This is a genomic window from Glycomyces artemisiae (assembly GCF_003002955.1).
GTDB classification, from domain to species: domain Bacteria; phylum Actinomycetota; class Actinomycetes; order Mycobacteriales; family Micromonosporaceae; genus Glycomyces; species Glycomyces artemisiae.
Window position 1 is genome coordinate 237,316 of sequence record NZ_PVTJ01000002.1, and the last position, 24,957, is coordinate 262,272.

At 69.8% G+C, this 24,957-nt stretch carries 23 protein-coding genes and 2 tRNA genes; 9 read left to right on the plus strand and 16 right to left on the minus strand.

All coding sequences use genetic code 11. The annotated features are described in order from the left end of the window. The first annotated feature begins 69 nt into the window (after window positions 1-69). Window positions 70-1,221, plus strand: a complete 1,152-nt coding sequence (locus B0I28_RS05635; protein WP_106363407.1) for a DUF418 domain-containing protein — start codon at window positions 70-72, stop codon at window positions 1,219-1,221. 63 nt (window positions 1,222-1,284) lie between these two features. On the opposite strand, the gene B0I28_RS05640 is transcribed toward B0I28_RS05635, so the two are convergent. The 3 genes from B0I28_RS05640 to B0I28_RS05650 are packed head-to-tail and all read right to left on the minus strand — an operon-like array spanning window position 1,285 to window position 4,391. Next, window positions 1,285-2,805 (minus strand): tripartite tricarboxylate transporter permease, encoded by a 1,521-nt coding sequence (locus B0I28_RS05640; protein ID WP_106362833.1) that lies wholly within the window; start codon window positions 2,803-2,805, stop codon window positions 1,285-1,287. 12 nt (window positions 2,806-2,817) lie between these two features. Continuing rightward, window positions 2,818-3,399: a tripartite tricarboxylate transporter TctB family protein gene (locus B0I28_RS05645; RefSeq protein ID WP_106362834.1), complete on the minus strand. Its 582-nt coding sequence runs from the start codon at window positions 3,397-3,399 to the stop codon at window positions 2,818-2,820. Further along, window positions 3,396-4,391: a Bug family tripartite tricarboxylate transporter substrate binding protein gene (locus B0I28_RS05650; RefSeq protein WP_106362835.1), complete on the minus strand. Its 996-nt coding sequence runs from the start codon at window positions 4,389-4,391 to the stop codon at window positions 3,396-3,398. Before B0I28_RS05650 ends, B0I28_RS05645 begins: the two co-directional genes overlap by 4 nt. 100 nt (window positions 4,392-4,491) lie before the next feature. Between B0I28_RS05650 and B0I28_RS05655 the strand changes: the two genes are divergently transcribed. Together B0I28_RS05655 and B0I28_RS05660 are read left to right on the plus strand one after the other, a co-directional pair. Then, on the plus strand, window positions 4,492-6,171 hold the full coding sequence (locus B0I28_RS05655; RefSeq protein ID WP_219926586.1) for a sensor histidine kinase: 1,680 nt from the start codon (window positions 4,492-4,494) through the stop codon (window positions 6,169-6,171). Further along, a complete protein-coding gene (locus B0I28_RS05660) occupies window positions 6,168-6,827 on the plus strand; it encodes a response regulator (protein ID WP_106362836.1) in 660 nt (219 codons plus the stop codon). The genes B0I28_RS05655 and B0I28_RS05660 overlap by 4 nt, the downstream gene beginning before the upstream one ends. Here B0I28_RS05660 and B0I28_RS05665 read toward each other — a convergent pair. From B0I28_RS05665 to dnaA, 13 genes are all read right to left on the minus strand, one after another. Further along, the gene (locus B0I28_RS05665; RefSeq protein WP_106362837.1) at window positions 6,812-7,831 is read right to left on the minus strand and encodes a phosphotransferase; all 1,020 of its coding nucleotides are present in this window, start codon (window positions 7,829-7,831) and stop codon (window positions 6,812-6,814) included. The genes B0I28_RS05660 and B0I28_RS05665 overlap by 16 nt on opposite strands. 90 nt (window positions 7,832-7,921) lie before the next feature. Next, window positions 7,922-7,994 (minus strand) — tRNA-Ala (locus B0I28_RS05670). Window positions 7,995-8,094: 100 nt separating this feature from the next. After that, window positions 8,095-8,226: a DLW-39 family protein gene (locus B0I28_RS27600; RefSeq protein WP_219926587.1), complete on the minus strand. Its 132-nt coding sequence runs from the start codon at window positions 8,224-8,226 to the stop codon at window positions 8,095-8,097. 120 nt (window positions 8,227-8,346) lie between these two features. Beyond that, the gene (locus B0I28_RS05675; RefSeq protein ID WP_106362838.1) at window positions 8,347-8,931 is read right to left on the minus strand and encodes a flavodoxin family protein; all 585 of its coding nucleotides are present in this window, start codon (window positions 8,929-8,931) and stop codon (window positions 8,347-8,349) included. Between the two features lie 104 nt (window positions 8,932-9,035). Further along, window positions 9,036-9,109 (minus strand) — tRNA-Ile (locus tag B0I28_RS05680). Window positions 9,110-9,266: 157 nt separating this feature from the next. Further along, on the minus strand, window positions 9,267-9,968 hold the full coding sequence (locus B0I28_RS05685; protein ID WP_106362839.1) for a DUF3566 domain-containing protein: 702 nt from the start codon (window positions 9,966-9,968) through the stop codon (window positions 9,267-9,269). Next, window positions 9,969-12,473, minus strand: a complete 2,505-nt coding sequence (gyrA, locus tag B0I28_RS05690; RefSeq protein ID WP_106362840.1) for a DNA gyrase subunit A — start codon at window positions 12,471-12,473, stop codon at window positions 9,969-9,971. It abuts the gene before it with no gap. 46 nt (window positions 12,474-12,519) lie between these two features. Next, window positions 12,520-14,484: a DNA topoisomerase (ATP-hydrolyzing) subunit B gene (gene gyrB, locus B0I28_RS05695; protein ID WP_106362841.1), complete on the minus strand. Its 1,965-nt coding sequence runs from the start codon at window positions 14,482-14,484 to the stop codon at window positions 12,520-12,522. A 297-nt stretch (window positions 14,485-14,781) separates the two neighbouring features. Then, window positions 14,782-15,237, minus strand: coding sequence for a DciA family protein (locus B0I28_RS05700; protein WP_106362842.1), 456 nt, complete (start codon window positions 15,235-15,237; stop codon window positions 14,782-14,784). Next, window positions 15,227-16,306, minus strand: a complete 1,080-nt coding sequence (recF, locus tag B0I28_RS05705) for a DNA replication/repair protein RecF (protein WP_425433431.1) — start codon at window positions 16,304-16,306, stop codon at window positions 15,227-15,229. Before recF ends, B0I28_RS05700 begins: the two co-directional genes overlap by 11 nt. A 111-nt stretch (window positions 16,307-16,417) precedes the next feature. Continuing rightward, a complete protein-coding gene (gnd, locus tag B0I28_RS05710; protein ID WP_281260916.1) occupies window positions 16,418-17,314 on the minus strand; it encodes a phosphogluconate dehydrogenase (NAD(+)-dependent, decarboxylating) in 897 nt (298 codons plus the stop codon). 49 nt (window positions 17,315-17,363) lie between these two features. Further along, window positions 17,364-18,512 carry a DNA polymerase III subunit beta gene (dnaN, locus tag B0I28_RS05715; protein WP_106362845.1) on the minus strand — a complete coding sequence of 383 codons (1,149 nt, stop codon included), beginning with the start codon at window positions 18,510-18,512 and terminating at the stop codon, window positions 17,364-17,366. 391 nt (window positions 18,513-18,903) lie between these two features. After that, window positions 18,904-20,760, minus strand: coding sequence for a chromosomal replication initiator protein DnaA (gene dnaA / locus B0I28_RS05720; RefSeq protein WP_106362846.1), 1,857 nt, complete (start codon window positions 20,758-20,760; stop codon window positions 18,904-18,906). 729 nt (window positions 20,761-21,489) lie between these two features. Between dnaA and rpmH the strand changes: the two genes are divergently transcribed. The 6 genes from rpmH (at window position 21,490) to rsmG (ending at window position 24,829) form a co-directional block, all read left to right on the plus strand. Then, complete coding sequence (rpmH, locus tag B0I28_RS05725) at window positions 21,490-21,627, plus strand: 50S ribosomal protein L34 (protein ID WP_106362847.1); 138 nt, start codon at window positions 21,490-21,492, stop codon at window positions 21,625-21,627. 69 nt (window positions 21,628-21,696) lie between these two features. Continuing rightward, complete coding sequence (gene rnpA / locus B0I28_RS05730) at window positions 21,697-22,104, plus strand: ribonuclease P protein component (protein WP_106363409.1); 408 nt, start codon at window positions 21,697-21,699, stop codon at window positions 22,102-22,104. A gap of 80 nt (window positions 22,105-22,184) precedes the next feature. Beyond that, window positions 22,185-22,397 carry a membrane protein insertion efficiency factor YidD gene (gene yidD, locus B0I28_RS05735; protein WP_342761196.1) on the plus strand — a complete coding sequence of 71 codons (213 nt, stop codon included), beginning with the start codon at window positions 22,185-22,187 and terminating at the stop codon, window positions 22,395-22,397. 42 nt (window positions 22,398-22,439) lie between these two features. Then, the gene (gene yidC / locus B0I28_RS05740; RefSeq protein ID WP_106362849.1) at window positions 22,440-23,537 is read left to right on the plus strand and encodes a membrane protein insertase YidC; all 1,098 of its coding nucleotides are present in this window, start codon (window positions 22,440-22,442) and stop codon (window positions 23,535-23,537) included. A gap of 89 nt (window positions 23,538-23,626) precedes the next feature. Further along, window positions 23,627-24,127: a Jag family protein gene (locus B0I28_RS05745; protein ID WP_106362850.1), complete on the plus strand. Its 501-nt coding sequence runs from the start codon at window positions 23,627-23,629 to the stop codon at window positions 24,125-24,127. 114 nt (window positions 24,128-24,241) lie between these two features. After that, entirely contained in the window at window positions 24,242-24,829 is a 588-nt protein-coding gene (gene rsmG, locus B0I28_RS05750; protein ID WP_245888894.1) for a 16S rRNA (guanine(527)-N(7))-methyltransferase RsmG, read from the plus strand. Window positions 24,830-24,957: the final 128 nt, after the last annotated feature.

The window sequence follows — 24,957 nt, forward strand, 5'->3', positions numbered from 1 at the left end:
CCTTTCTCACGTGAAAGTCCATGCCGCGGAAGGATTCGCGGGCCCCGCCCCGGCGCGATGCTGAAGAGCATGGACACCACCACCGCCACCGCGCCCGAGCGGGCCGCGGCCCCCGCAGCGAAGCGGCTCCCGCTGCTCGACGTCCTCCGCGGCGTCGCGATCCTCGGCACCCTCGGCACCAACGTCTGGATCTTCACCTCCGCCCACGGCGAGGCCGGGCCGCTCCTCGGCTACGGCATCACCGGCGGCGGCCCCTTCGGCGAGGTCTTCGAACTGCTCGCCAACGGCAAGTTCCTCTCCATGCTCACCGTCCTCTTCGGCGTCGGCCTCGCCATCCAGTACCGGTCCGCCGAGAAGAAGGGGCGGCGCTGGCCCGGCCGCTACCACTGGCGGGCCCTGTTCCTCTTCGCCGAAGGCACCGTCCACTTCGTCCTGCTGTTCGCGTGGGACGTGCTCATGGGGTACGCGGTCACCGCGATCACCGTCGCCTGGCTGCTGAAGCGCTCCGAACGCGCCCAGCGCGCCGTCATGTGGACCGCGCTGAGCCTCCACCTCGCGATCATCGCGCTCATCACGGCCGCGACGGCGCTCGGCCCCGGCAACGACCCGTCCCGGGACGCCGAGGTCGCGGCGCTGTACGCCGACGGCTCCTGGCTCGACCAGGTCCGGTTCCGCCTCGACCACGCCCTGGTCTTCCGCATCGAGCCGATCATCACGTTCCCGATGCTCGTCTTCCTGTTCCTGTTGGGCGTCAAGCTGTTCCGCGCCGGGGCCTTCGGCGCCGAGGACGCGGGACGCCGGATCAGGAAGCGCCTCATGGCATGGGGCCTCGGCCTGGGCCTGCCGCTGAACATCGCCGTGCAGTTCGCGCCCGACGACTTCCTCTACGCGGAGCGGTACCTCGTCGCGCCCGTCGTCATGCTCGGGTACATCGGCCTGACCGGGCTCCTCGTGGAGCGGCTGCGCCGCGGCCCCGTCATGACCGCACTGGAGTCCTTGGGGCGCACCGCGCTCAGCGGGTACATCCTCCAGAACCTCCTGGCATCGGTCGTCTGCTACGGCTGGGGCCTCGGGCTCGCCGCGCAGTACGGGACGCAGGCCTGGTTCGCCCCGGCCCTGTGGCTCGGCATCAGCGCGTTCCTCCTCATCGGGTCCCGGCTGTGGCTGCGCCGCTTCAAGAACGGCCCCGCCGAGGCGCTGCAGAAAGCCGTCCTCCGCTAGGAGACAGGAACAGAGGTGCGGGCCGGGGAACGACCGGCCCGCACCTCCCACTCACCCGGAAGGTCAGGCGGCGACCGCCTCACGGTCGCCGGCGCGGTCGCGGGTCAGGCGCCGCCGCGCGAGCGAGACCAAGGGCCACAAGGCGATCAGCGCGATGATCCCGTACACGGTCCACGCGACCGGCCCGCCGACCAGGCCCGACGGCTCGCCGCCGGACAGCTGAAGCGCCATGCGCGCCTGCCGCTCCGCCATCGGGCCGAGGATCACGCCCACGATCATCGGCAGCATCGGAATCCCGAAGCGCCGCATCGCGAGCCCGATCAGGCCCAGCGCGAGCAGCACGAACAGCTCGAACGACTGCCCGCTCGTCGCGTACGCGCCCATCGTCGCGAAGAACAGGATCCCCGCGAACAGGTACGGCTTGGGGATGCGCAGCAGCTTCACCCACACCGGGATCAGCGGCATGTTGAGCACCAGCAGCATCGCGTTGCCCACGAACAGGCCCGCGATGAGCGTCCACACCAGCGCCGACTCCTTCTCGAACAGGAGCGGGCCCGGCTGGATGCCGTAGGTCTGGAACGCCGCGAGCATGACCGCCGCGGTCGCGTTGCACGGCAGGCCGAGCGCGAGCATCGGCACGAGCGTGCCCGCCGCGGAGGCGTTGTTCGCCGCCTCCGGGCCCGCGACGCCCTCGATCGCGCCGTTCCCGAACTCCTGCTTGTGCTTCGAGAGCCGCCGCTCCGTCACGTACGACAGGAACGTCGGCACCTCCGCGCCCCCGGCGGGGACCGCGCCGAACGGGAACCCGAGCGCGGACCCGCGCAGCCACGGCCCCCACGAGCGGCGCCAGTCGCTGCGACCCATCCACACCCGGCCGACCGGGATGATCTCGTCCTTGCCGTTCTTGCGGCGCGCCGCCGTCCACAGCGCCTCGCCGACGGCGAACGCGCCGACCGCGACGATGACGATGTCGATGCCGCTCGCCAGCTCCGGCACGCCGTACGTGAGGCGCTGCTGCCCGGTCACCGCGTCGATGCCGATCGTCCCGATCACCAGGCCCGCCAGGAGCGACGCAAACCCGCGGATGCGCGACGAGCCCAGGACCGACGCGGTCGCGACCAGCGCGAGCACCATGATCGCGAAGTACTCGGGCGCGCCGAGGCCGATCGCGAACTGCACGGTGATCGGGGTGACGAACACGAGCGCGATCGTCGCGATCGTCCCGGCCACGAACGAGCCGATGGCCGCGGTCGCGAGGGCCTGCCCGCCGCGTCCGTTGCGGGCCATCTTGAAGCCTTCGAGGACCGTGACCACCGACGACGACTGGCCCGGCGTGTTCAGCAGGATCGCCGTCGTGGAGCCGCCGTACATGCCGCCGTAGAAGATCCCGCCGAACATGATGAACGCCTGCGTCGGCTCCATCCCGTACGTGATCGGCAGGAGCAGCGCGATCGCCATGGCCGTGCCGAGGCCCGGCAGCATCCCCACGGCCGTGCCGATGGTGACGCCCAGGAGCGCGATGAGCAGGTTCCCCGGGGTGAGGATCGCGGCGAAGCCGTCGAGGAGCGAATTCAGGTTGTCCATGTCCGCTGCCCCCTACAGGATTCCCTGGAGGACGCCCGCGGGCAGGCCGAGGCCCAGCCCGATCGCGAACCCGTAGAACGTGGCCAGGCCGAGCACGACCGCCGCGGCGAGCGTCAGGAAGTACCGGCGCGAGCCCAGCACGATCGCGGCGCCCCAGAACAGGAGCGACCCGGAGATGACCCACCCGAGCCAGTCGATGAGCAGCGCGTTCGCGATGAACACGGCGCACAGCAGGCCCACGGTCTTCAGGTCGAACTTCTCGTTCGCGCCTGAGCCCCCGTCCTCGCCGTGCCCGCCGCGCAGCACGTTCAGCGCGTAGAACGCGGCGACGGCGAACAGGAGCACCCCGAGGATGATCGGGATCGGCTTCGGGCCGATCGGGTCGTTCGAGGCGGAGAACCCGCCGAGGCGGGAGGCGTCGACGATGACCAGGACGCCGAGGACGGCGAGGAACCCGCACACCCACAGCTGCGCGAGGTCCCGCTTCGGCGGCGCCGCGGCCTCGGGCTCAGCATCGACGGCCTCGGTCGCGGCGGCCTCGTCCGCCTCCGTCTCCACGGCCTCGGCGGCGTCGCCGCGGTCGGCAGCGGTCATGCGAGGCCCAGTTCCTGGAGCGTCGCGGCGACCGTGTAGTCCTGGTCGGTGAGGAAGTCCGCGAAGTCGTTCCCCGTCATGAACGCGTCGGTCCAGCCCTGCTTCTCCAGCTCGTCCTGCCACGCCGTCGACTCGTACATCGCGGTGAGCGCGTCGGTCCACTTCTGGACGTCCTCGTCGGAGATCCCGGGCGGGGTGACCCAGCCGCGCCAGTTCGTGAACTCCAGGTCGATCCCGGACTCGCGGAACGTCGGCGCGTCGGGCACGACGTCGACCCGCTCGGCGCCGGAGGTCGCGAGGACCCGCAGCTGGCCGGCCTCGATCTGGTCGATGAACTCGCCGACGCCGCTCGCGCCGAACGACACCTTCTCGCCGAGCAGCGCGGGCAGCAGCTCGCCGCCGCCGTCGTAGGACACGTAGTTGACCTGCACCGGGTCGATGCCGACGGCCTTCGCGAGGCGCATCGGCAGCAGGTGGTCGGGGCCGCCGGGGGAGGAGCCGCCGCCCGCGGTGACGCCGTCCAGGTCCGCGGACCAGGCCGCCACCAGGTCCTCGATCGTCTGGTACGGGGAGCCGACGGGCACGACGATGGCCCCGGACTCCTCCACGAGCTTCGCGATCGGCGTCGTGCCGGTGAGCTTCGCCTCGGAGTTCTGGGTGTAGGAGGCGCCCACGACGCCCAGGCCCATCTGCATCGCGAGGTCGCCGTTCCCCTCCTCGCTGACGGTCCGCTGGAGGCCCACGGTGCCGCCGGCGCCTTCGAGGTTGAACACCTCGACGGCCTTGGCGATGCCCTCGTCCTCCATGATCCGGGCGATGGAGCGCGCGGTCGTGTCGTAGCCGCCGCCGGGGCTGTTGGGGACCATGATCCGCAGGCCGGTCAGGGGTCCGTCGCCCGATTCGCCCTCGGCGGTCAGGCCGCACGCCGAGGCCGCCGCCAGGGCCGGGACGGCCGCCGCAGCGCTGAGGAGGGCCCTCCGGTGAAATTTCATCGTCGTTGCTCTTTCATTTCGGGGTCGGGGTGAGAGACGATGGTCACCCCGGCGCCGCCCCCGCGTCAGCCTTGTGTCCGTATCGATCATTGAGTTCATTGTGTTCAGGCCCCTGACCCGCCCGACCCTCGCCGGCCAGCTCCTCCTCTTCCAGCTCACGGTGATCCTGCTGGTGCTCGCCGCCGTCGCCGGTCTCTCCCTCGCCCAGTCCGCGGCGGTCTTCAACGCCGAGCAGGGCCGCCGCGTCACCCAGCTCGCCGAGTCCCTCGCCGCCTCCGACCTGGTCCGCGGCCGCCTCCCCGAACCCGCGCCCTCCCAGACGCTCGCCCCGCAGATCCAGGCCGACCTCGAACGCTGGCAGGTCTCCTCGGTGACCCTCGCCGACCCCGGCGGCAGGATCGTCGCCTCCACGAACCCGCTGCTCATCGGCACGCAGCTCCCCCTCGGCGACGGCGTCCTCGACGGCCGCGGCTGGCGCGGCGAGATCGAGCTCGGCGGCCGCACCGAACTCGTCGGCCAGGCCCCGGTCATCGGCGCCGAACCGGAGAACCTCGGCGTCCAGCTCGGCGTCGCCGTCGTCGGCCAGGAGGCGCCCACGCTCGCGCGGCTCCTCGTCCAGGCCGTGCCGACGCTCCTGCTCTACCTCGGGGTCGCGAGCGTCCTCGGCGTCGCCGGGTCGTGGCTGCTCGCCCGCCGCATCAAACGGCAGACGTTCGGCATGGAGCCCAGGGAGATCGCGGGCCTCGCCGAGCACCGCGAGGCCATGCTCTACGGCATCGCCGAGGGCGTCATCGCCGTCGACGACCAGCACCGCGTCACCCTCGTCAACGACGTCGGCCGCCGCCTCCTCGACCTCCCCGACGGCGCCGTCGGCCGCACCCTCGACGACCTCGACCTCACCGCGCGCCTCCGCGACGTGCTCACCGGCACCGTCACCGGCTCCGACCAGGTCGTCCTCCAGGGCAACCGGGTCCTCGTCGTCAACCGCATGCCCGTCGAGAAGGACGGCCGCGCCCTCGGCGCCGTCGCCACCCTCCGCGACCGCACCGAACTCGCCCAGCTCGAACGCGACCTCGGCTCGTTCCGCTCCACCGCCGAGGCCCTCCGCGCGCAGGCCCACGAGTTCGACAACAAGCTCCACACCATCTCCGGGCTCATCCAGATCGGCGAGCAGGACGAGGTCGTCCGCTACATCGACGCCCTCAACCGCCACCGCCAGTCCCTCGACCTGTCGATCGGCGGCCCCATCCGCGACAAGGCCATCGCCGCGCTCCTCATGGCGAAGTCCGCGCAGGCCTCCGAACGGCAGGTGCGCCTCGACATCGCCGAAGGCACCGCCCTCGGTCCGCTCTCCGCCGAGGACTCGGCCGACGTCGGCACCGTCCTGGGCAACCTCATCGACAACGCCGTCGACGCCGCCGCAGGATCGCCCCTCCCCCTCGCGGCCGAGGCCTGGGTCAGGGTCGACATCCGCGAAGCCCAAGGCGCCGTGACGATCACGGTGGAGGACAACGGCCCCGGCGTCCCGCAGGAAACCGCGGAAGAGGTCTTCGAGCACGGCTTCACCACGAAGTCCGCGAACACCGGCACCACCGCCGAGCGCGGGATCGGACTGGCGCTCACCAGGCTCGTGTGCGAGCATCACGGCGGCGGCGTCCGCGTGGAGAACACCGGCGACGGCGCCCGCTTCACCGCGCAGCTGCCGCTGCCCGACCGACCCGTCCCGGCAACGCCTGTCCCTTCAACGTCCATCGCTGCAACGGCTGAGGAACCGACATGATCGATGTGCTGGTAGTCGACGACGACTTCCGCCTCGTCAACATCCACCGCGGATTCGTCGAACGCACCCCGGGCTTCCAGGCCGTCGCCTCGGCCCGCACCGGCGAGGAGACCCTCGCCGCCCTCGACGAGCACCGCCCCGACCTCGTCCTCCTCGACCTCTACCTGCCCGACGTCTTCGGCCTCGACCTGGTGCGCCGCATGCGGGCCGAAGGCCACGAGACCGACGTCATGGTCATCTCCGCGGCCCGCGAGTCCGAAGCCGTCAGGGCCGCCGTCCGCCTCGGCGTCGTCTCGTACCTCCTGAAGCCCTTCAGCTTCAACGACTTCCAAGAACGCCTGGAGCAGTACGCCAACACCCGCGCCGGCCTGGCGATGGCCGTCCACGACCAGGCGGACATCGACCGGGCCTTCGAACGCACCGGCTCGGCCACCTTGATGCCCAAGGGATTCAGCACCGAGACGGCCCAACTGGTCGAGTCGACGCTCCGCGACGCCGAAGGCTCCCTCTCCGCCGCGGAATGCGCCGAACGCATCGGCGTCTCCCGAGTGAGCGCCCGCCGCTACCTCGAACAGCTCACCGAACGCGGCCGCGCCGAAGTCGCCCTGAAATACGCCGGCCGCGGCCGCCCCGAACGCCGCTACCGCTGGCGCTGACCGAACACCGCCTCCACCGCATCGAGATTCGCCGTCCACCACCGCAGCAGCCGCTCGTCCGAGAAGAACACCCGGTCGCTCGCCGGCTCGCCCAGGTAGTAGTGGTACTTCAAGTGCCACACGCTGGTGATGAGCCGCCACCACCGCCGCCGCGCCGCATCCGCAAGCGCCGCACCGGAAATCGGCGCCACCGACCGGTACCCGTCCAGGATCGCCGCGATGCACTCCAGGTCGACGCTCCCGTCCGGAAGCGCGCACTGGTACATGGAGGCCCGCACGACCTCCTCCCCGTACGCGTTGACCCGCAACCGGTCCCAGTCCAGCACCGCCGCGATCCGCTCCCCCTGCCAGATCAGATTCCAGTTCTGGCAGTCCCCGTGGATCCACCCCACCGGCCCGACCACCGGCCCCTCGGGCCGCAGATGCTCATGGGCCGCAACCAGTTCGATCCGGCTCTCCAGCAGAGGCAATGCCGCCGAGTCGAACTCGTCAAGCCTTCCCTTCGCCCCGATGAGCCCGAGATAATCCCCGATCCGCTCCTTCGCCGTTCCGACAGAAGGCGGAGCCTCCACCCGAGGCGCCTCATCGGGAAGCAACCCGGGCCGCGCCAACGCGACCCGCACCCGCCCGAGCATCTCGCCCATGTGAAACGACGCGGTCGGCGTCATCTCGGCACCCCGCCGATGATCCCCGTCGACCCACCGCGCCAAGTAGTAGCAGTGGTCGCCGACCTCAGTGACCAGCTCACCGCGGGGCCCCGGAACCACCGGGACGACGGGCACCCCGGCCTCCCCGGCGGCCCCCATCACCGCAAGACTCCGCCGAGCCGCCTCCGGCTCGGTCGAAGCGAGCTCCTTGAGCGCGAACACCCCCGCATCCGCCTCGACCCGCCAGTTCCGGTTCAGCAGCCCGTCGGCCAGGTACCGGACCCGGCGCACCGCCCCGAGCCCGTACACCGCGGCGACCGCATCGATCCCGGCCCCGGGCCCCTCAGAAGCATCCACCGCAGCAGGCTACCGGCCCCGCCCCGGACCCCGCACGGCCGTTTCCGCCCCCTGGACACGAAAAAAGCCCTGTCATCAGGGCTTTCACAGTGGAGTCTAGGGGAATCGAACCCCTAACCCCCGCCTTGCAAAGGCGGTGCTCTGCCAATTGAGCTAAGACCCCTCGCGGGCCGGCGGTGAGGCCGGTCCGTTCGAGTATCCCCGCTGCGCGCGGGGCAACAGCGAGGATACCCGCGGTGCAGTGAGGTGGCTAACGCGATTCGCTAGTGCACGTCCTCCGCGGAGGTGGTGGCCTCGTGCCACAGGGTGCGGTCGTCGTTGATCGACTTGACCTTCTTGGCGACCACGAACGCGACCGTCGCCACGCCGGCGACGATCAAGATCTTCTTCCACATGGACCCAGGCCCCCATATCAGAGATTGCCGCGTACAGCAATGCCGCGGTCGGCATCGCGCGATGCGCCTCAGCATAGCGAAACTGCGGCGCGGCGGGCCGCCGGGCCGCGGCCCGCAGGCTCAGTACCTGATGCCGGGCGTGTCGCGGGCCGGGTCGAGGAAGGTCTTGGCGGCGGCGAGGGCGGCCTCGTCGCGCAGGACCTGGCCGGGCCGCGAGCCGTAGCCGAGGAGGACGCCCTTCCACTCCATGCGCAGGTACTCGGCGGACAGGCGCAGGGTCCCGGCGAGCGGGGCCGAGACGTCGGGCTCCTCGTCGCCCTGGACGGTGACGCCCCACAGGCGCCGCCCGCCCATGCGGGCCTTGAAGTCGAGGCCGGGGACGCGGAGCCAGCCCGACCAGTAGTCGAGGTAGTTCTTCACCGAGCCGCTCACGGAGTACCAGTACAGCGGCGACGCGATGACGATGTCCGTGGCGGCGAGCGTCGCGTCCTGGAGGGTCTTCTCGGGCCCCTCGGCGAACGGGGTCTTCCCGTCGCCGATGTGGCGGCGGTCCCGGAAGGGCGGCAGGCCGAGGTCGGACAGGCGCAGCCACTCCTGGGCCGCCTCCGGTTCGAGGTGCTCGGCGGCGGCGCGGGCGAGGGTCTCGGTGTTCCCGCCGGTGCGGGAGCTGCCGAGGACGAACAGGAACGAGCGCGGGGAGTCCATGGGGGCACCTTCGAGCGGGGGACATGGGTCTCCCCGTTCAAGGCCGCGGGCCGGTCCCGGTATTCCGGGCAAGAAAAAACCCGCCGGTGACCGGCGGGTGTCTGTGGGCGTACCAAGACTCGAACTTGGGACCTTCGAGTTATCAGCTCGACGCTCTAACCACCTGAGCTATACGCCCTTGCTTCGGCCGCTCATCGGCGGCGCTGAGAAAGATTACCCCACGTTCGTCCCGTGCGCGAATCAGGGGCCCTCCCTGGAGGGACGGGCATCACTGGGACGGAACGGCGGAGCGCCCGCGGCCTTTTCCCGGCCGCGGGCGCTCCGTCAGAGTCCTGCTAGTCGCGCTCGGCGAGCGTGACCTCGACGCCGCCGACGAGGTCGGCGCAGACGTTGTAGATGAACGACCCGAGGGTCGCCAGGGCCGTGAAGAGGACCATGTTCACCACGCCGAGCAGGGCCGCGGCCCCGATGACGCCCTTCGCGGTGATCCTGAAGTCCTCGGCCGCCGCGGCCGAGTCGCCGCTGCCGCCCATGAGCATCTGGAGCATGTCGTTGACGGTGTCGAACACGCCCATCGCGTCGAGCGCGATGTACAGGACGGTGGTCGCCACGACCATGACGATGAACAGCACGATCGACACGGCGAACGCGAACTTCATGACCGACCACGGGTCGATCCGCTTGAGCCGCAGGCGGGCCCGGCGCGGGCCGCGGGCCGCGGCCTGGCTGACCGCCGCGCGGGCGGCACGGACCGCGTCGGCGACGCGCGCCGAGGAGGCGACCCCCGCGGCCTGCTGGGCCGCGGTGTTGCCGGTCGGCCCGGTCGACTGCGCGATCGGGACGGCCTCGGGCGTCACCGGCGGCGGCGTCATCCCCGGGGGGCGACGCAGCGTCAGCGTCTGGTCCTGCGCCGGGGCCGGCTCCGGCGACGGCTTGTCGTCGGCGGTCGGCTCGGTGTCGGCGGGCGACTCGGAGGGCAGCTCCGGCACGTCGTCCTCGCGCTCGGTCTCCGCTGCGGTGGCCTTCGCGTCGGTCATCTACTCGTCCTGCCCCTCATCGGGTTCCGGTTCCTCGGCGCTCCTGGTGATGGCGAGCAGCGACACTTCCTCGGGCAGGTCGATCAGCTTGACGCCCTGGGTGTTGCGGTCCGAAGTCTGGCGGACCGGCTTCACAGGAGTCCTGATGACCCCTCCCTCCGAGGTGATCGCGAACAGCTCGTCGTCGGGCGTCACCGACAGCGCCCCAACCAGGTCGCCGCGCCGTTCCGTGATCTTAGCCGTCAGGACGCCCTTGCCGCCGCGGCCCTGCTGCGGATACGCGTCGACCGGAGTCCGCTTCGCGTAGCCGCGGCTGGTCGCGACGAGGATGTCCATATTATCGCGGAGCACGATCATCGTGAGCAATTCGTCGTCCCCGACGAACCGCATGCCGATGACGCCGCTGGTGGCCCGGCCCATCGGGCGCAGCGCCTCGTCGGTGGCCTGGAAGCGGATCGACTGGGCCTTGCGCGAGACCAGCAGCAGGTCGTCCTCCTGCTGGATGAGCGCCGCCCCGACCAGCTCGTCGCCGTCGCGCAGGTTGATGCCGACGATGCCGCCGGTGCGCGGGGAGTCGAAGTCGGTGAGCTTGGACTTCTTGACCAGGCCGTTGCGGGTGGCGAGCACCAGGTACGGCGTGACCTCGTAGTGGGGCAGCTGGATGACCTGCGCGATCGTCTCATCGGGACCGAACGCGAGGATGTTCGCCACATGCTGGCCGCGGGCCGTGCGGGACGCCTCCGGCAGCTCGTACGCCTTCGCGCGGTACACGCGGCCCTTGTTCGTGAAGAACAGGATCCAGTCGTGCGTGGTCGTCACGAAGAAGTGGCTGACGATGTCGTCCTGCTTGAGCTGCGCGCCCTGGACGCCCTTCCCGCCGCGCTTCTGCGAGCGGAACGAGTCGGTGGTGGTGCGCTTGACGTAGCCGCCGCGGGTGATCGTCACCACGATGTCCTCGCGGGCGATGAGGTCCTCCATGGACACCTCGCCGGCGTCGGGGAGGATCTGCGTGCGCCGGTCGTCGCCCCAGCGGGCCACGACCGCGCCGAGCTCCTCGCGGATGATCTCGCGCTGCCGCTCGGGCTTGGCGAGGATGTCCGCGAGGTCGGCGATCTTCGCCTCGATCTCGGCGAGCTCGTCGATGATCCGCTGCCGCTCCAGGGCCGCGAGGCGCCGCAGCTGCATGTCGAGGATCGCGACGGCCTGGACCTCGTCGACCTCCAGCAGCTCCATCAGGCCCTGCTTCGACTCCTCGGCCGACGGCGAGCGGCGGATGAGCGCGATCGTCTCGTCGAGCAGGTCGAGGGCCTTCGCGAGGCCGCGCAGGATGTGGGCGCGCTCCTCGGCCTTGCGCATCCGGTACCGGGTGCGGCGGACGATCACGTCGATCTGGTGCGCCACGTAGTAGCGGACCATCTGCGCGATGTTCAGCGTGCGCGGCACCCCGTCGACCAGCGCGAGCATGTTCGCGCCGAACGTGTCCTGGAGCTGCGTGTGCTTGTACAGGTTGTTGAGCACGACCTTCGGGACCGCGTCGCGCTTGAGCACGACCACGATCCGCATGCCGGTGCGGCCCGAGGACTCGTCGCGGATGTCGGCGATGCCGCCGAGCTTGCCCTCCTTGACGAGGTCGGCGATCCGCTCGGCCAGGTTGTCGGGGTTCACCTGGTACGGGAGCTCGGTGACGACCAGGCACGGGCGGCCCTTGGTGTCCTCCTCGACCTCGATGACGGCGCGCATCTTGATCGAGCCGCGGCCGGTCCGGTAGGCGTCCTCGATGGCGGCGCGGCCGAGGATGGTCGCGCCGGTCGGGAAGTCGGGGCCGGTGATGATTCCGAGGATCGCCTCCAGGGCCTCCTCCTCGGTGGCCTCCGGGTGCTCCAGGCACCAGTCGACGGCCTTGGCGACCTCGCGCAGGTTGTGCGGCGGGATCTTCGTGGCCATGCCGACCGCGATGCCCTCGGAGCCGTTCACGAGGAGGTTCGGGATGCGGCTGGGGAGGATCGTCGGCTCGGTGGTCTTGCCGTCGTAGTTCGGCTCGAAGTCGACCGACTCCTCGTCGATGTCCCGCAGCATCTCCATGGCGAGCGGTTCGAGGCGCGACTCGGTGTACCGGTGCGCGGCCGCCGGGTCGTTGCCGGGGGACCCGAAGTTGCCCTGCCCGTCGATGAGCGGGTAGCGCAGGCTCCACGGCTGGGCCATGCGCACCAGCGAGTCGTAGATCGCGCCGTCGCCGTGCGGGTGGAACTGCCCCATCACGTCGCCGATGACGCGCGAGCACTTGACGTACCCGCGGTCGGGGCGGTAGCCGCCGTCGTACATCGCGTAGAGGATCTTGCGGTGGACCGGCTTGAGGCCGTCCCGCACGTCGGGCAGCGCGCGCCCGACGATGACGCTCATCGCGTAGTCGAGGTACGAGCGCGACATCTCCACTTCGATGCCGACCGGTTCGATGCGGCCGTGGCCCTCGGGGATCTCCAGCTGGTCTTGGTTGTTCTCAGGCACCAGTGCTTCCTTGCTGTGTCAGACGAAGTCGTATCGGGCCGAAGCCTTAGATGTCCAGGAACCGGACGTCCTTGGCGTTCTCCTGGATGAAGCGGCGGCGGCTCTCCACGTCCTCACCCATCAGGACGCTGAAGAGCTCGTCGGCGGTTGCCGCGTCGTCGAGCTGAACCTGGAGCAGGTTGCGCTGCGAGGGGTCCATGGTCGTCTCCCACAGCTCGGTGTAGTTCATCTCACCGAGGCCCTTGTAGCGCTGGATCCCGTCGGACTTGCGCGGGTCGGCCTTGCCGGACGCGACGCCCGCCTCGACGATGCGGTCGCGCTCGGCGTCGGAGTACGCGTAGTCGACCAGGTCGCCCTTCTTGTTCCACTTGATCTTGTAGAGCGGCGGCTGGCTCATGTACACGTGGCCCAGCTCGATGAGCGGGCGCATGAAGCGGAACAGGAGCGTCAGCAGCAGGGTGTTGATGTGGTGGCCGTCGACGTCGGCGTCCGACATCAGGATGACCTTGTGGTAGCGGAGCTTCTCGGCGTCGAACTCCTCGTGGATGCCGGTGCCCAGGGCGGTGATCATGCCCTGGACCTCGTTGTTCTTGAGGATCTTGTCGAGCCGGGCCTTCTCCACGTTGAGGATCTTGCCGCGGATCGGCATGATCGCCTGCGTGCGCGGGTTGCGGCCCTGCTTCGCGGAGCCGCCGGCCGAGTCGCCCTCGACCACGAAGATCTCGCACTCCTCCGGGTTCGTCGACTGGCAGTCGGCGAGCTTGCCGGGCATCGAGGAGGTCTCCAGGAGGCTCTTGCGGCGGGCGAGCTTGCGGGCCTGCGCCGCGGCCTTGCGGGCGTTCGCCGCGCTGGAGGCCTTCTGGACGATGATCCGCGCTTCCTTCGGGTGGCGGTCGAGCCAGTCGGGCAGCCACTCGTTGCAGACGCGCTGCACGAAGCCCTTGATCTCGGTGTTGCCGAGCTTCGTCTTCGTCTGGCCCTCGAACTGCGGCTCGCGGAGCTTCACGGAGATGATCGCGGCCAGGCCCTCGCGGATGTCCTCGCCGGAGAGGCGGTCCTTCTCGGACTTGATGATCTTCTTCTCGAGCCCGTACTTGTTCACCGCGTTGGTGAGCGCCGCGCGGAAGCCCTCCTCGTGGGTGCCGCCCTCGTGCGTGTTGATCGTGTTCGCGAACGTGTAGACCGACTCGCCGTAGGACTCGTTCCACTGCATCGCGATCTCGACGGTGTGGAACTCCTTCTCGTCCTCCGCGGTGAACTGGACCACCGTGGGGTGGATCGGGTTCTTGGAGGCGTTCAGGTGGCGCACGAAGTCGGCGATGCCCTCGTCGTACTGGAACTTGACCTCGCGGACGTTGCCGTCCTCGTCGACCTGCTCGGGGCGCTCGTCGCGGAGGGTGATGGCCAGTCCCTTGTTGAGGAAGGCCATCTCCTGGAGGCGGCGGTAGATCGTCTTGTAGTCGAATTCGAGGGTCTCGAAGATGTCGCCGTCGGGCCAGAAGCTGACGATCGTGCCGGTCTCGTCGGTGGGCTCGCCCTTTTCGAGCGGGCCGGGCTGGGCGTGCTTGTAGTCCTGGCGCCAGTTGTAGCCGTCGCGCTTGATCTCGACGGTGACGCGGGTGGAGAGCGCGTTCACGACCGAGACGCCGACGCCGTGCAGACCGCCGGAGACGGCGTAGGTCTGGGAGTCGAACTTGCCGCCCGCGTGGAGGACCGTGAGGGCGACCTCGACGCCGGGCTTCTTCAGCTTCGGGTGGAGGTCGACGGGGAAGCCGCGGCCGTCGTCGCGGACGCTGACGCCGCCGTCGTCGGTGAGCGTCACCAGGATGTCCGTGGCGAATCCCGCCATGGCCTCGTCGACCGCGTTGTCGACGACCTCCTGGATGAGGTGGTGCAGGCCGCGCTCGCCGGTCGAGCCGATGTACATGCCCGGGCGCTTCCGGACGGCCTCAAGGCCTTCGAGCACCTGAAGCGAACTGGCGCTGTACTCGTCCTGCTGCTTCGCCGCCACCGGCAACTCCTTCTGTCGTTCACGCATCGTAGTGAGAAAGCTAGTCCATGGTTGTGACACTTTTCAGCCGTCTGGCCTCGGCCCTGCCGGATTGTCTGGTCCGGGTGGGAGGGCGCGGGCCCCGCGGCGGCGGGTCGGCCATGGAGGCGGCCGGACGCTGGGAGCGCCGGCCGGACTGCATGCGTCAAGTCTACTGCGATTCAGCTCGCGATCCGGTGTCTGTGCGCCTCATTGTCGTCACAGTCGCACTGGGAGCCGCGGACATGAACCCCCCTACGGACCTAGGGGTGGACGGCTTCAGAACGTGTCACGAGAGCCATTAAACCGCACCCGCCTGGGGCCGTAGGAGCGAGTCGGCTGCCTCGGTCCGACGATCTTCAGCCGTTTGACGACGCTCGGGCCCAGGGCCGCGGCGATCTTGGCGTGGATCTGGCGCGAGAACAGGCGCAGCTGCGTGGCCCAGGCGGTGGACTCGGCGACGACGAGGAGCTCGCCGTTCTCCAGCTGCTCGGGGCGGCAGTGGCCCGCGATGTCGGGGCCGACGATGGCCTCCCAGCGGCCGAACACCGACGCGTCGGCCACTTTGCGCGTCCAGCCGTTCTTGCGCACGATCTGGGGGAGGAGGCTCCCGAGCAGCTCGGGGTCGCGCTTGTCGGGCCCGGGGCCCGACCACTCCTTGCGGAAGCGCGGGTCGTCGGACTTGCCGCGCCGGCGCGGGCGCGGGCGGTAGTCGTAGCCGCCGTTAGAGGACACGCTTCACTTCCCCTTCCCACACGTCGTAGCGGGCGCCGGTCAGCCGGTCGGGCACGTCTCCGGCGACCGCGCAGGTGATGAGCGTCTGCGGGGCGGCCTCGGCGTACTCGGCGAGGCGCTCGCGCCGCGTGGCGTCGAGCTCGGCGAAGACGTCGTCGAGGATGAGGATCGGGGCGGTGCCGTCGGCGCGCAGGAGCTCGAAGGCGCCCAGCCGCAGTGCGAGCGCGACCGACCAGGTCTCGCCGTGGGACGCGTAGCCCTTGACGGGGAGGCTTCCCAGGACCAGGTCGAGGTCGTCGCGGTGCGGGCCGACGAGGGTCGAGCCGCGCTCGACCTCCTTGGAGCGGGCGGCGGCGAGCGCGGCGGTGAGGCGCGCTTCGAGGACGTCGCGGTCGGCGGTGAGGCCGTCGCCGAGCTCGGACTCGTACGTGAGGGTCACTTCGGCGCGGCCGTCGGCGATGCGCGAGTGGGCCTTCGCGACGGGTTCGGCGAGGTCGTCGAGGAGCGCGAGTCGCCCGGCCATGAGCTCGGCGCCGTGGGCGGCGAGGTGCGCGTCCCACGCGTCGAGGGTCGCCATCTCGGCGCCGCCGGGGCCGCGGCCGCCGGTCTTCTTCGCGAGGTACGCGGTGCGCAGGAGGGTGTTGCGCTGCTTGAGGACTCGCTCGTAGTCGGCGCGCACGCCCGCGAAGCGCGGGTAGCGGGCGCACAGCAGCTCGTCGAGGTAGCGGCGGCGGGCAGAGGGCTCGCCGCGCACGAGCGCGAGGTCTTCAGGGGCGAACGCGATGGCCTTGAGGGCGCCGATGATCTCGCGGGGGCGCTTGAGGTCGGTCCGGTTGAGGCGGGCCTTGTTCGACTTGCCGGGGACGATCGCCAGCTCGGCGAGGAGGCGCCGGGAGTCGTGGAGGATCTCTGCCCTGACGACGGCCTGCTCGCAGCCCTGGCGGACCAGGGGCGCGTCGGAGGAGACGCGGTGGGAGCGGAGGTTCGCCAGGTAGACGAGGGACTCCACCAGGTTGGTTTTGCCGTGTCCGTTGGGGCCCACCAGGATCGAGGGCCCCTCGTCGAACATGACTTGGGCGTGCGCGTAGGACCTGAAGTCCGTCAATTGCAGCTGTCGTACACGCACGCCTCTATCTTGCCGTCTCGGTCCGGGGCGCTGCTTGCGAGCCCCGGCAAATGTTCAGTCGGACTTCACGGCGTGTCCGCCGAACTGGTTGCGCAGCGCCGCGACGGCCTTCATCGCCGGGGAGTCCTCCTGGCGCGAGGTGAAGCGGGCGAACAGCGACTCGGTGATGGCCGGGAGCGGGACGCGCAGGCGGATGCCCTCGTCCACGGTCCAGCGGCCCTCGCCGGAGTCCTCGACGTAGCCCTTGACGTGGTCGAGCTTCGGATCGGAGTCGAGCGCCCGGTCCATGAGGTCGAGCAGCCAGGAGCGGATGACGGTGCCCTCGCGCCACGACTTGAAGACCTCGGGCACGTTGTCGACGTACTCGCTGGCCTCCAGAAGCTCGTAGCCCTCGGCGTACGCCTGCATCATGGCGTACTCGATGCCGTTGTGCACCATCTTGGCGTAGTGCCCGGCGCCGACGCCGCCCGCGTGGACGAAGCCGTGCTCGCCCTCGGGCTTGAGCGCGTCGAACACCGGCTGGAGCCGCCGCACGTCGGCCTCGGCGCCGCCGACCATGAGCGCGTAGCCCTCGGTCAGGCCCCACACGCCGCCGGAGACGCCCGCGTCGACGTAGCCGATGCCGCCCGCGGCAAGGGTCTTCGCGTTGACCGCGTCGTCGGTGAAGCGGGAGTTGCCGCCGTCGACGACGATGTCGCCCTCGGACAGCAGCCCGGCCAGCTCCTCCACGGTGGACCTGGTGGCCTCGCCGGCGGGGACCATGACCCACACGGCGCGCGGGGCGTCGAGCGCCTCCACGAGCGCGGCGAGCGAGTCCACGTCGGCGACGTCCGGGTTGCGGTCGTAGCCGACGACCCGGTGTCCAGCCTTTTCGAGCCGCAACTTCATGTTGCCGCCCATCTTGCCGAGCCCGATCATGCCGAGTTGCATGTCGCGCCCCCTTTCAAACACGAAAGCGTTCCGCGGTGTTCGCGCCAGGGTCGTTCACGTCGTTGTGCGGTCAGGCGTCCCAACGCAATGGTTGCAGCATGTACAGGTACACGTCGTGGTTTGTGTCCGAATCCTCATCTTCGGGCGCGGGCTGCCCGGTCATCACGACCGGCTTCCCCAGCTCGTTCATCTTGAACGCCGTGTAGGGGGCGTCCATGGCGGCGAGGCCGTCGAGGAGGTACGTCGGGTTGAACGCGATCTTGCCGGGCTCGCCGTCGAGCGCGCAGTCCATGGCCTCCGACGCCTTCGCGTCCTCGGCGCCGCCGGCCTCGACCACGAGGCCGTCCTCGTCGAACGAGAGGCGGATCGGCGAGTTGCGGTCGCCGACGAGCGCGACGCGGCGGGCCACCTCGATGAGCTCGGAGGTCTTGACCTTCAGCGTGGTCGCGTACGAGGTCGCCAGGAGGCTCCGCAGCGGCGGCAGCTGGCCGTCGAGGACGCGGGAGGTCGTCTGGCGGCCGCCCGCGGTGAAGCCGATCATGCCGGGGGCGCCGTCGGTCCCGGTGGGGACGGCGATGGTCACCGGGCCCGACAGGGAGCCGAAGGTGCGGGCCGTGTCGGCGAGGGCCTTGGCGGGCACCAGGACCGTGACCGAGACGCTGGAGTCGCCCGGCTCCCACGACGAGTCGCGGATGGCCATGCGGTAGCGGTCGGTGGCGAGCATGCCGATGCCGCCGCCGGTCATCTCGACCTGGACGCCGGTCATCGTCGGCAGGGTCTCGTCCTTGCCCGCGGCGACGGCGGTCTGGGCGACGGCCTTCGCGAACTCCTCGGCGTCGATCGTGCCGATCGCCTCGGGCATCTGCGGCAGCGAGGGGTAGTCCTCCAGGGGCATGGTCGGCAGGGTGAACCGGGCCGACCCGCAGGTGAGCTCGGCGTGGGGGCCGTCGACGACGAAGTCGACGGGCTTGTTGGGGAGGGCCTTGACGATCTCGGCGAGGAGCTTGCCGGAGACCAGCGCGGTCCCGGCGCTCTCGCCGGTGACCTCGACGGTGACCCGGGTGGAGATCTCGTAGTCGAAACCGGAGATCGTCAGGGTGCCCTCGTCGACCGACAGGCGGGCGCCCGCGAGGACGGGCACCGACGGGCGGGCCGGGAGGCTCTTCGCGGTCCAGGAGACCGCGTCCGCGAAGGTGTCGCGTTCGACTTGGAACTTCATGGGTCGCTCCTTCTCGATGAAGCTCGGTTGTTCACAGCGCTATTACTAATGGTTTCTCTATAGATATAACTGTCGTCGTAGTCGTCGGTGCTGTGGAAACTGTGGAAAACCCGCCTTTCCGCAGCGTGTTCCGGCTACCGGCCTGTGGACGGCCTGTGGAGAACCTGTGGATGAATCAGGAGCTTATCCACAGCCTCCGACACCCGCCGAGTTTTCCACATCTCATCCACAGGTCTGTCCACAGCTTTTCCACAGGTTATGCACAGGGTTCTCCACAGCCGCAAAGCGAATGAGAATCGCGCTTCCGCCTGTTTTCCACACGTCGTCCACAGGCTTTCCACAGATTCCGGGGCTTATCCACAGCTTTTCCACAGAGTTGTCCACAGGCCGCTCATTCGTCGGTGTGTTTCAAACGGTTCGTCAATTCCGCGATCTGGTTGTAGAGGGCCCGGCGCTCCGCCATCTGCTTCCGGATCTTCTTGTTCGCGTGCATCACCGTCGTGTGGTCGCGGCCGCCGAACGCCTGCCCGATCCGCGGCAGCGACATGTCCGTCAGCTCCCGGCACAGGTACATGGCGACCTGCCGGGCGTTCACGAGGATCCGGGACCGCGAGTTCCCCTTCAGGTCGGCCGAGGCCACCCCGAAGTAGTCGGCGGTCGCCTGCATGATCTGGTCCACCGTCACCTCGGCGGTGTTGCCGCCCTCGGGGATGAAGTCGTGCAGCACCTCCTCGGCGAGGCCCAGGTCCACCGGCTTCTTGTTCAGGCTCGCGTACGCCGTCACCCGGATGAGCGCGCCTTCGAGCTCGCGGATGGAGTGGTGGATCTGCGTCGCGATGAACTCGACCGCGTCGGTGGGGACGTTCAGCTCGTCCTGCACGGCCTTCTTGCGAAGGATCGCGATGCGCGTCTCCAGGTCCGGCGGCTGGATGTCCGCGAGCAGGCCCCACTCGAAGCGGGTCCGCAGGCGGTCCTCCAGGGTCTGGAGCTGCTTCGGCGAGCGGTCGGAGGAGATCACCAGCTGCTTGTTGGCGTTGTGGAGCGCGTTGAAGGTGTGGAAGAACTCCTCCTGCGTGCGCTCGCGGTCCATGAGGAACTGGATGTCGTCGATGAGGAGGATGTCGACGTCCCGGTAGCGGCGCTGGAACGCCTGCTGGCGGCGGTCCGACAGCGAGTTGATGAAGTCGTTCGTGAACTCCTCGGTGGTCACGTACCTGACGGACTGGGCGGTGCCCAGGTCGTGCGCGTAGTGGCCGACCGCGTGGAGCAGGTGCGTCTTGCCGAGCCCGGAGCCGCCGTAGATGAACAGCGGGTTGTAGGCCTTCGCGGGCGCCTCGGCGACGGCGAACGCGGCCGCGTGCGCGAACCGATTGGACGAGCCGATGACGAACGTGTCGAAGTTGTAGCGCGGGTTCAGGCGGCCGACGCCGTCGACGGCCTTCGCGGGCGCGGCCTGGTGGGCCTTGGTGATGCCGCCGCGCCGCTCGGGGTCCGGGTCGTCCGACGGCGGCGGGGCGACCGGCGGCGCGGCCTGGTCCTTGTGGCCGTCGGCGCGGCGGGCCGCGGTCTCGGAGAGCACCCGTTCGAGCTCGGCGCCGTCGGCGGGCGGCTCGGGGGTGCGCTCCTCCCAGCGGGGCGTCTCGGCCTCGGCCGGGCGCGCCGGCTGGTGCGGGATCGGCGCGGGCCGCTCGGGCTCCGGCTCGGGGACGCGCTCGACGGGAGTCGCGGGCCGCTCGGGCGCCGGGCGCTCAGGCGCGGCGGCGGGCTCGCCGGGGCGGAACGCCGCGGTGTCGAACAGGCTCGGCGGGTTCTGCGCGGGCACCGGCCCGCGCGGCGCGGCCGGGGGCTCGGGGTCGTCGAACTTCGGCCGCTCGAACACGATCGTCGCGTCGGCGGCGCCGGGTGCGGGCGTCCCGTTCGCCGGCTGCTGCTCGGGCACGGCCGGCGCCTCGGGAGCCGGAGCGGGGGCGGCCTCGGCCTGCTTCTCCTGCAAGGTGACCGCGATCTGCGTCGGCTGGCCCAGGTGCCGGGAGAGGGCCTCGCTGATGGGGACGCGGAGCTTCGACTCGAACGCCGAACGGGCGAACTTATCGGGGGCGGCGACGATGAACGTGCCCGGCATCGACAGCACCGGCTGCGACAGGCGCATCCACGCCGCCTGCTGGCGGGTGAGCGACGACGCCTCGGCCAGCTCGGCGGACACCGCCGACCAGACTGCCGACAGATCCTGGTCGGTCACGTTCGCCATCCCTCGTGTTCATCGTCGGTGTGCTCTTGTCCCGAACGGCCGGTTTCGCGAAGTTCCGCGGCCGCGGACGGTAGGCTCGGATCCAGTCGGTCCGCACTGCCGGACCCGCTTCCCGCGGCGGCGCCCTCGCCGCGTCCCAGCAAGTTTTCCACAGGTTATCCACAGGCCTTCAGGTGCCCTGTGCACATGCGCCGCTTGTGACAATGTTTCCTGAATCACGGTCATGACCTGGTATTTCTCGCAACGTCCCTGACGATGCCGTTCCGGCGCCGCGGAAGTCGCCCACAGTCCGGGAGAAGTTATCCACAGGCTGCTCGCGAGCTTGGACAGGCGGAACAAGAGCGCTGTGTATACTCGAAAACGGCCAAAGGCAAGAACCAAGCCGAGAAGGCCCTACCGCAGGGCATGCGGAACGTCAAGTCTGTGGAGCCCATGTAAGACCGCCTATGGCGGCTATAGGCGGAACGCCCGTGAGGGAAGGAAGCAGAAACCCACCCGTAGCCGGACTGCGGTCCGCGAGCCGGAAGTTCCCCAGCCAACGGCTGGGGGAGGATGCCAAATGAGGTGGTTGCCCGTCTCTTAGAGGGTCATGCCACATGCACGGCCCGGGTCATGGGCGCGACGTGAACACACTGCTAGAGTTGTTCAGCGCCCCGTAGACCCGGGCCGAAACACTCTGATCCGGCTCAGGGCGCAAAGCCTTTTGATCTGTAATGGGAGACATCCGTCGTGAGCAAGCGCACCTACCAGCCGAACAACCGCCGTCGCAAGCGCACCCACGGCTTCCGGCTGCGCATGCGCACCCGTGCGGGCCGCGCCATCATCAACGCGCGCCGCAACAAGGGTCGCAAGCAGCTGACCGTCTGAGCGCTTGCCTCAGGTCCCCTGCGCGAGGCGGGCGAAGGCCCGCCCGCGGGGGATGAGGACGTGATCCAGGTGCTACCAGCCGACGCGCGCATCCGCAGCAGCCGGGACTTCGGTGCCGCGCTCAAGCGCGGCCGCCGCGCCGCCCGCGGCGGCGTCGTCGTGCACTGGGCACCAGCGCTCCAACCGGCCGACGAGCCGGCGACACCGTCCGAAGCCGATGCGGACCGCACGGCGCGGGCGGGTTTCGTCGTCTCCAAGGCAGTAGGCAACGCCGTGGTGCGCAACAAGGTCAAGCGCCGCCTCCGCCACGCCGCCGCCGCGGAGCTCCCCCACTGGCCCGCCGGGACCGACGTCGTCGTCCGGGCCACCCCGAAAGCCGCCGAGCGGGACTTCGCCGAACTGCGCCGCGACCTCACCGAGGCCGTCCAGGCGGCCCGCACCGGGAAGAGCGGCCGCCAGCACCGGGGCCGGTCGTGACCGCCGCGGCGCCGCCCCACGAAGGCTGTTCGCCCAGGGCGAAAGCCTTTGACCCCAAGGCGGAATCACGCCTGGTCCGAGTGGTGGCCGCCCCCGTGATCGCGTACCGTCGGTGGATAAGCCCGGCGCTTCCGGCACGCTGCCGCTTCTACCCCAGTTGCAGCGCATATACCCTTGAGGCGCTGTCCCGGCACGGTGCAGCCCGTGGCATATGGTTGAGCCTGCGACGGCTGGGACGGTGCCACCCCTTTCATCCGGGGGGTTTCGACCCCGTGCCCCCTCGGCATGAGTGAGCACGTGATGAATTCGAGCGAGATGACTGGAGTCCGCAAGTGATGGAGTGGGCCTACAACGGCGTGTCGTGGGTGCTGCTGCGGTGGCACGACCTCTGGTCGAACGTCTTCGGCGGCGACGACAACGGGTTCCTGCAGAGCGACTGGGCCTGGGTCCTCGCCATCGTCGGCGTCGTCATCACCCTCCGCATCATCCTGTTCCCGCTCTTCGTCAAGCAGATCCAGTCGCAGCGGGCCATGCAGAAGCTCGCGCCCGAGATCAAGGCGCTCCAGGAGCGCTACAAGAACGACCGCGAGACGCTCCAGAAAGAGATGATGGAGCTGTATCGGAAGGAGAAGGCGAACCCGCTCATGGGCTGCCTTCCCATCCTGATTCAGATGCCGGTCTTCCTGGCGCTCTTCCACATCCTGCGCCGCCCCGACCCCGCGCAGACGATGAACATCAACCTGTACGGCTGGACCGACAACGACTGGTCCACGTACGTCCACGCCAAGCTCTTCGGCGCGCCGTTCTGGAGCACCTTCCTCACGCCGGCCGACGATCTCATCCCGGTGGACTCCTCCTCGCTGAACGTCAAGCTCGTCGCGGGCATCCTCGGCGCGCTGATGATCCTCACGACGTTCCTCACCACCCGGCAGATGATCCTCAAGACCGGCTGGAACGAGGACCCGAACCAGCGGATGATCCAGAAGGTGATGCTCTACGGCATCCCGGTCATCATGGTCTTCTCCGCGGGCGCGTTCCCGATCGGCGTGGTCATCTACTGGACCATCAACAACCTGTTCTCGCTGGCGCAGCAGCAGTACGTGCTCCGCAAGTACCCGCCGCCCCAGCAGAACACCGCGAACGCGAAGCCGCCGAAGCCCGGCACGAAGGCCCACGAGAAGATGCTCGAAGAGCAGCGCGAGACCGAGCAGCGCCGCAAGGACCTGGCCCCCAAGCCGGGCCAGAAGCCGAAGCAGACCGGCGGCGCCGCGAAGCCGGCCTCCGGCTCGGGCGTGAACGGCGCGAACGTCAACGGCTCCGGTGCCGCCAAGAGCGGGCCGGGCGCGGGCAAGAACCTCTCGCGGGCGGAGCGGATCGCCCGGGCCAAGAAGGTCAGCGGCGCGCAGCAGGCCTCCAAGAAGAAAAAAGGCTAGGGGGACGGTCGGCGGCGACGCAGGCGCCGCGGATCAGCCACAATGGTGCAAACTAGGCTTATAACGAGCGATAGGACGAGTTGGCAATTATGGGAGCAACTGAGGTGCGGGAGGACGAGGTGGCCTCCGAAGACGACCTCTTCGAGCAGAGCGAAGTGGCGGCCGACTACATGGAGGGCCTGCTGGACATCCTCGACCTCGACGGGGACATCGACGAACTCGTCGTCGGCGACCGCCCCCAGGTCGAGATCGTCGGCGAAGACCTCGGCGGGCTCGTCGGCCCCAAGGGCCAGACCCTCGAAGCCCTCCAGGAACTGTGCCGGCTCGCGGTGTACCGCAAGACCGGGGACCACTCGCGCCTGATGCTCGACATCGGCGGGTACCGCGCGGGGCGTCGCAAGAAGCTCGCCGAGCTGGCCGAGAAGACCGCCAAGCGCGTGATCGAGACCGGCAGCGTGGTGAAGCTCGACCCGATGAGCGCCTTCGAGCGCAAGTGCGTCCACGACGTCATCAACGCCACCGACGGCGTGCAGAGCGAGTCCGAGGGCGCCGAACCGCGCCGCCGGGTCGTCGTGAAGCCGGCCGAGTAGTACGGAGCCCGAGAACGCATGAACGACGAGCCGGAAGGCTCTGAACCCGCCGAGGCCAATGTTTCACGTGAAACATTGGCCTCTGTGTTCGGAGCGGACGAGGATCGGATCGCCTTGGCGGAAGGCTATGTCGGCCTCCTGTCGACCATCGGGATCGAGCGCGGCCTCATCGGGCCGCGCGAGGTGCCGCGGCTGTGGGGGCGGCACGTGCTCGGCAGCGCCGTGGTCGAGGAGGCGATCCCCCGCGAGTCCGACGTCATCGACGTCGGCTCCGGCGGCGGCCTCCCCGGCATCCCGCTCGCCATCGCGCGGCCGGACCTCTGGGTGACCCTCGTGGAGCCGATGCAGCGGCGCGTGGACTTCCTCGACGAGGTGATCGCCGCGCTCGGCCTGGAGAACGTGGAGGTGCTCCGCGCCCGCGCCGAAGAGGTGGACCCGCGGGGCAAGGCCGACGTGGTCGTCTCGCGCGCCGTGGCGCCCCTGGGGAAGCTCGCCGGCTGGTGCCTGCCGCTGGCCCGGGTCGGCGGCGTCATGCTCGCGATCAAGGGGCAGAGCGCGGCGGAGGAGATCGAGCGCGACGCGCGGGCCGTCAGGCGCCTCGGCGGCGGGCCCGCCAGGATCATCGTGTGCGGCGAGTCGAAACTGAGCGACCCCGTGTTCCCCGTCCCCGCAACGGTTGTGGAGATCGAGCGGGTGAAATAGCCGCCCAGCCAACCCGACCGGAAAATTCATACAGCGAAAGCCCAAGGGCTGCAACGAGTGCCGCGATGAGACCCGCATCGCGGCACTGCGTATTCGGCAGTGCGCTCCGGGTTCGGATAACCTATCCC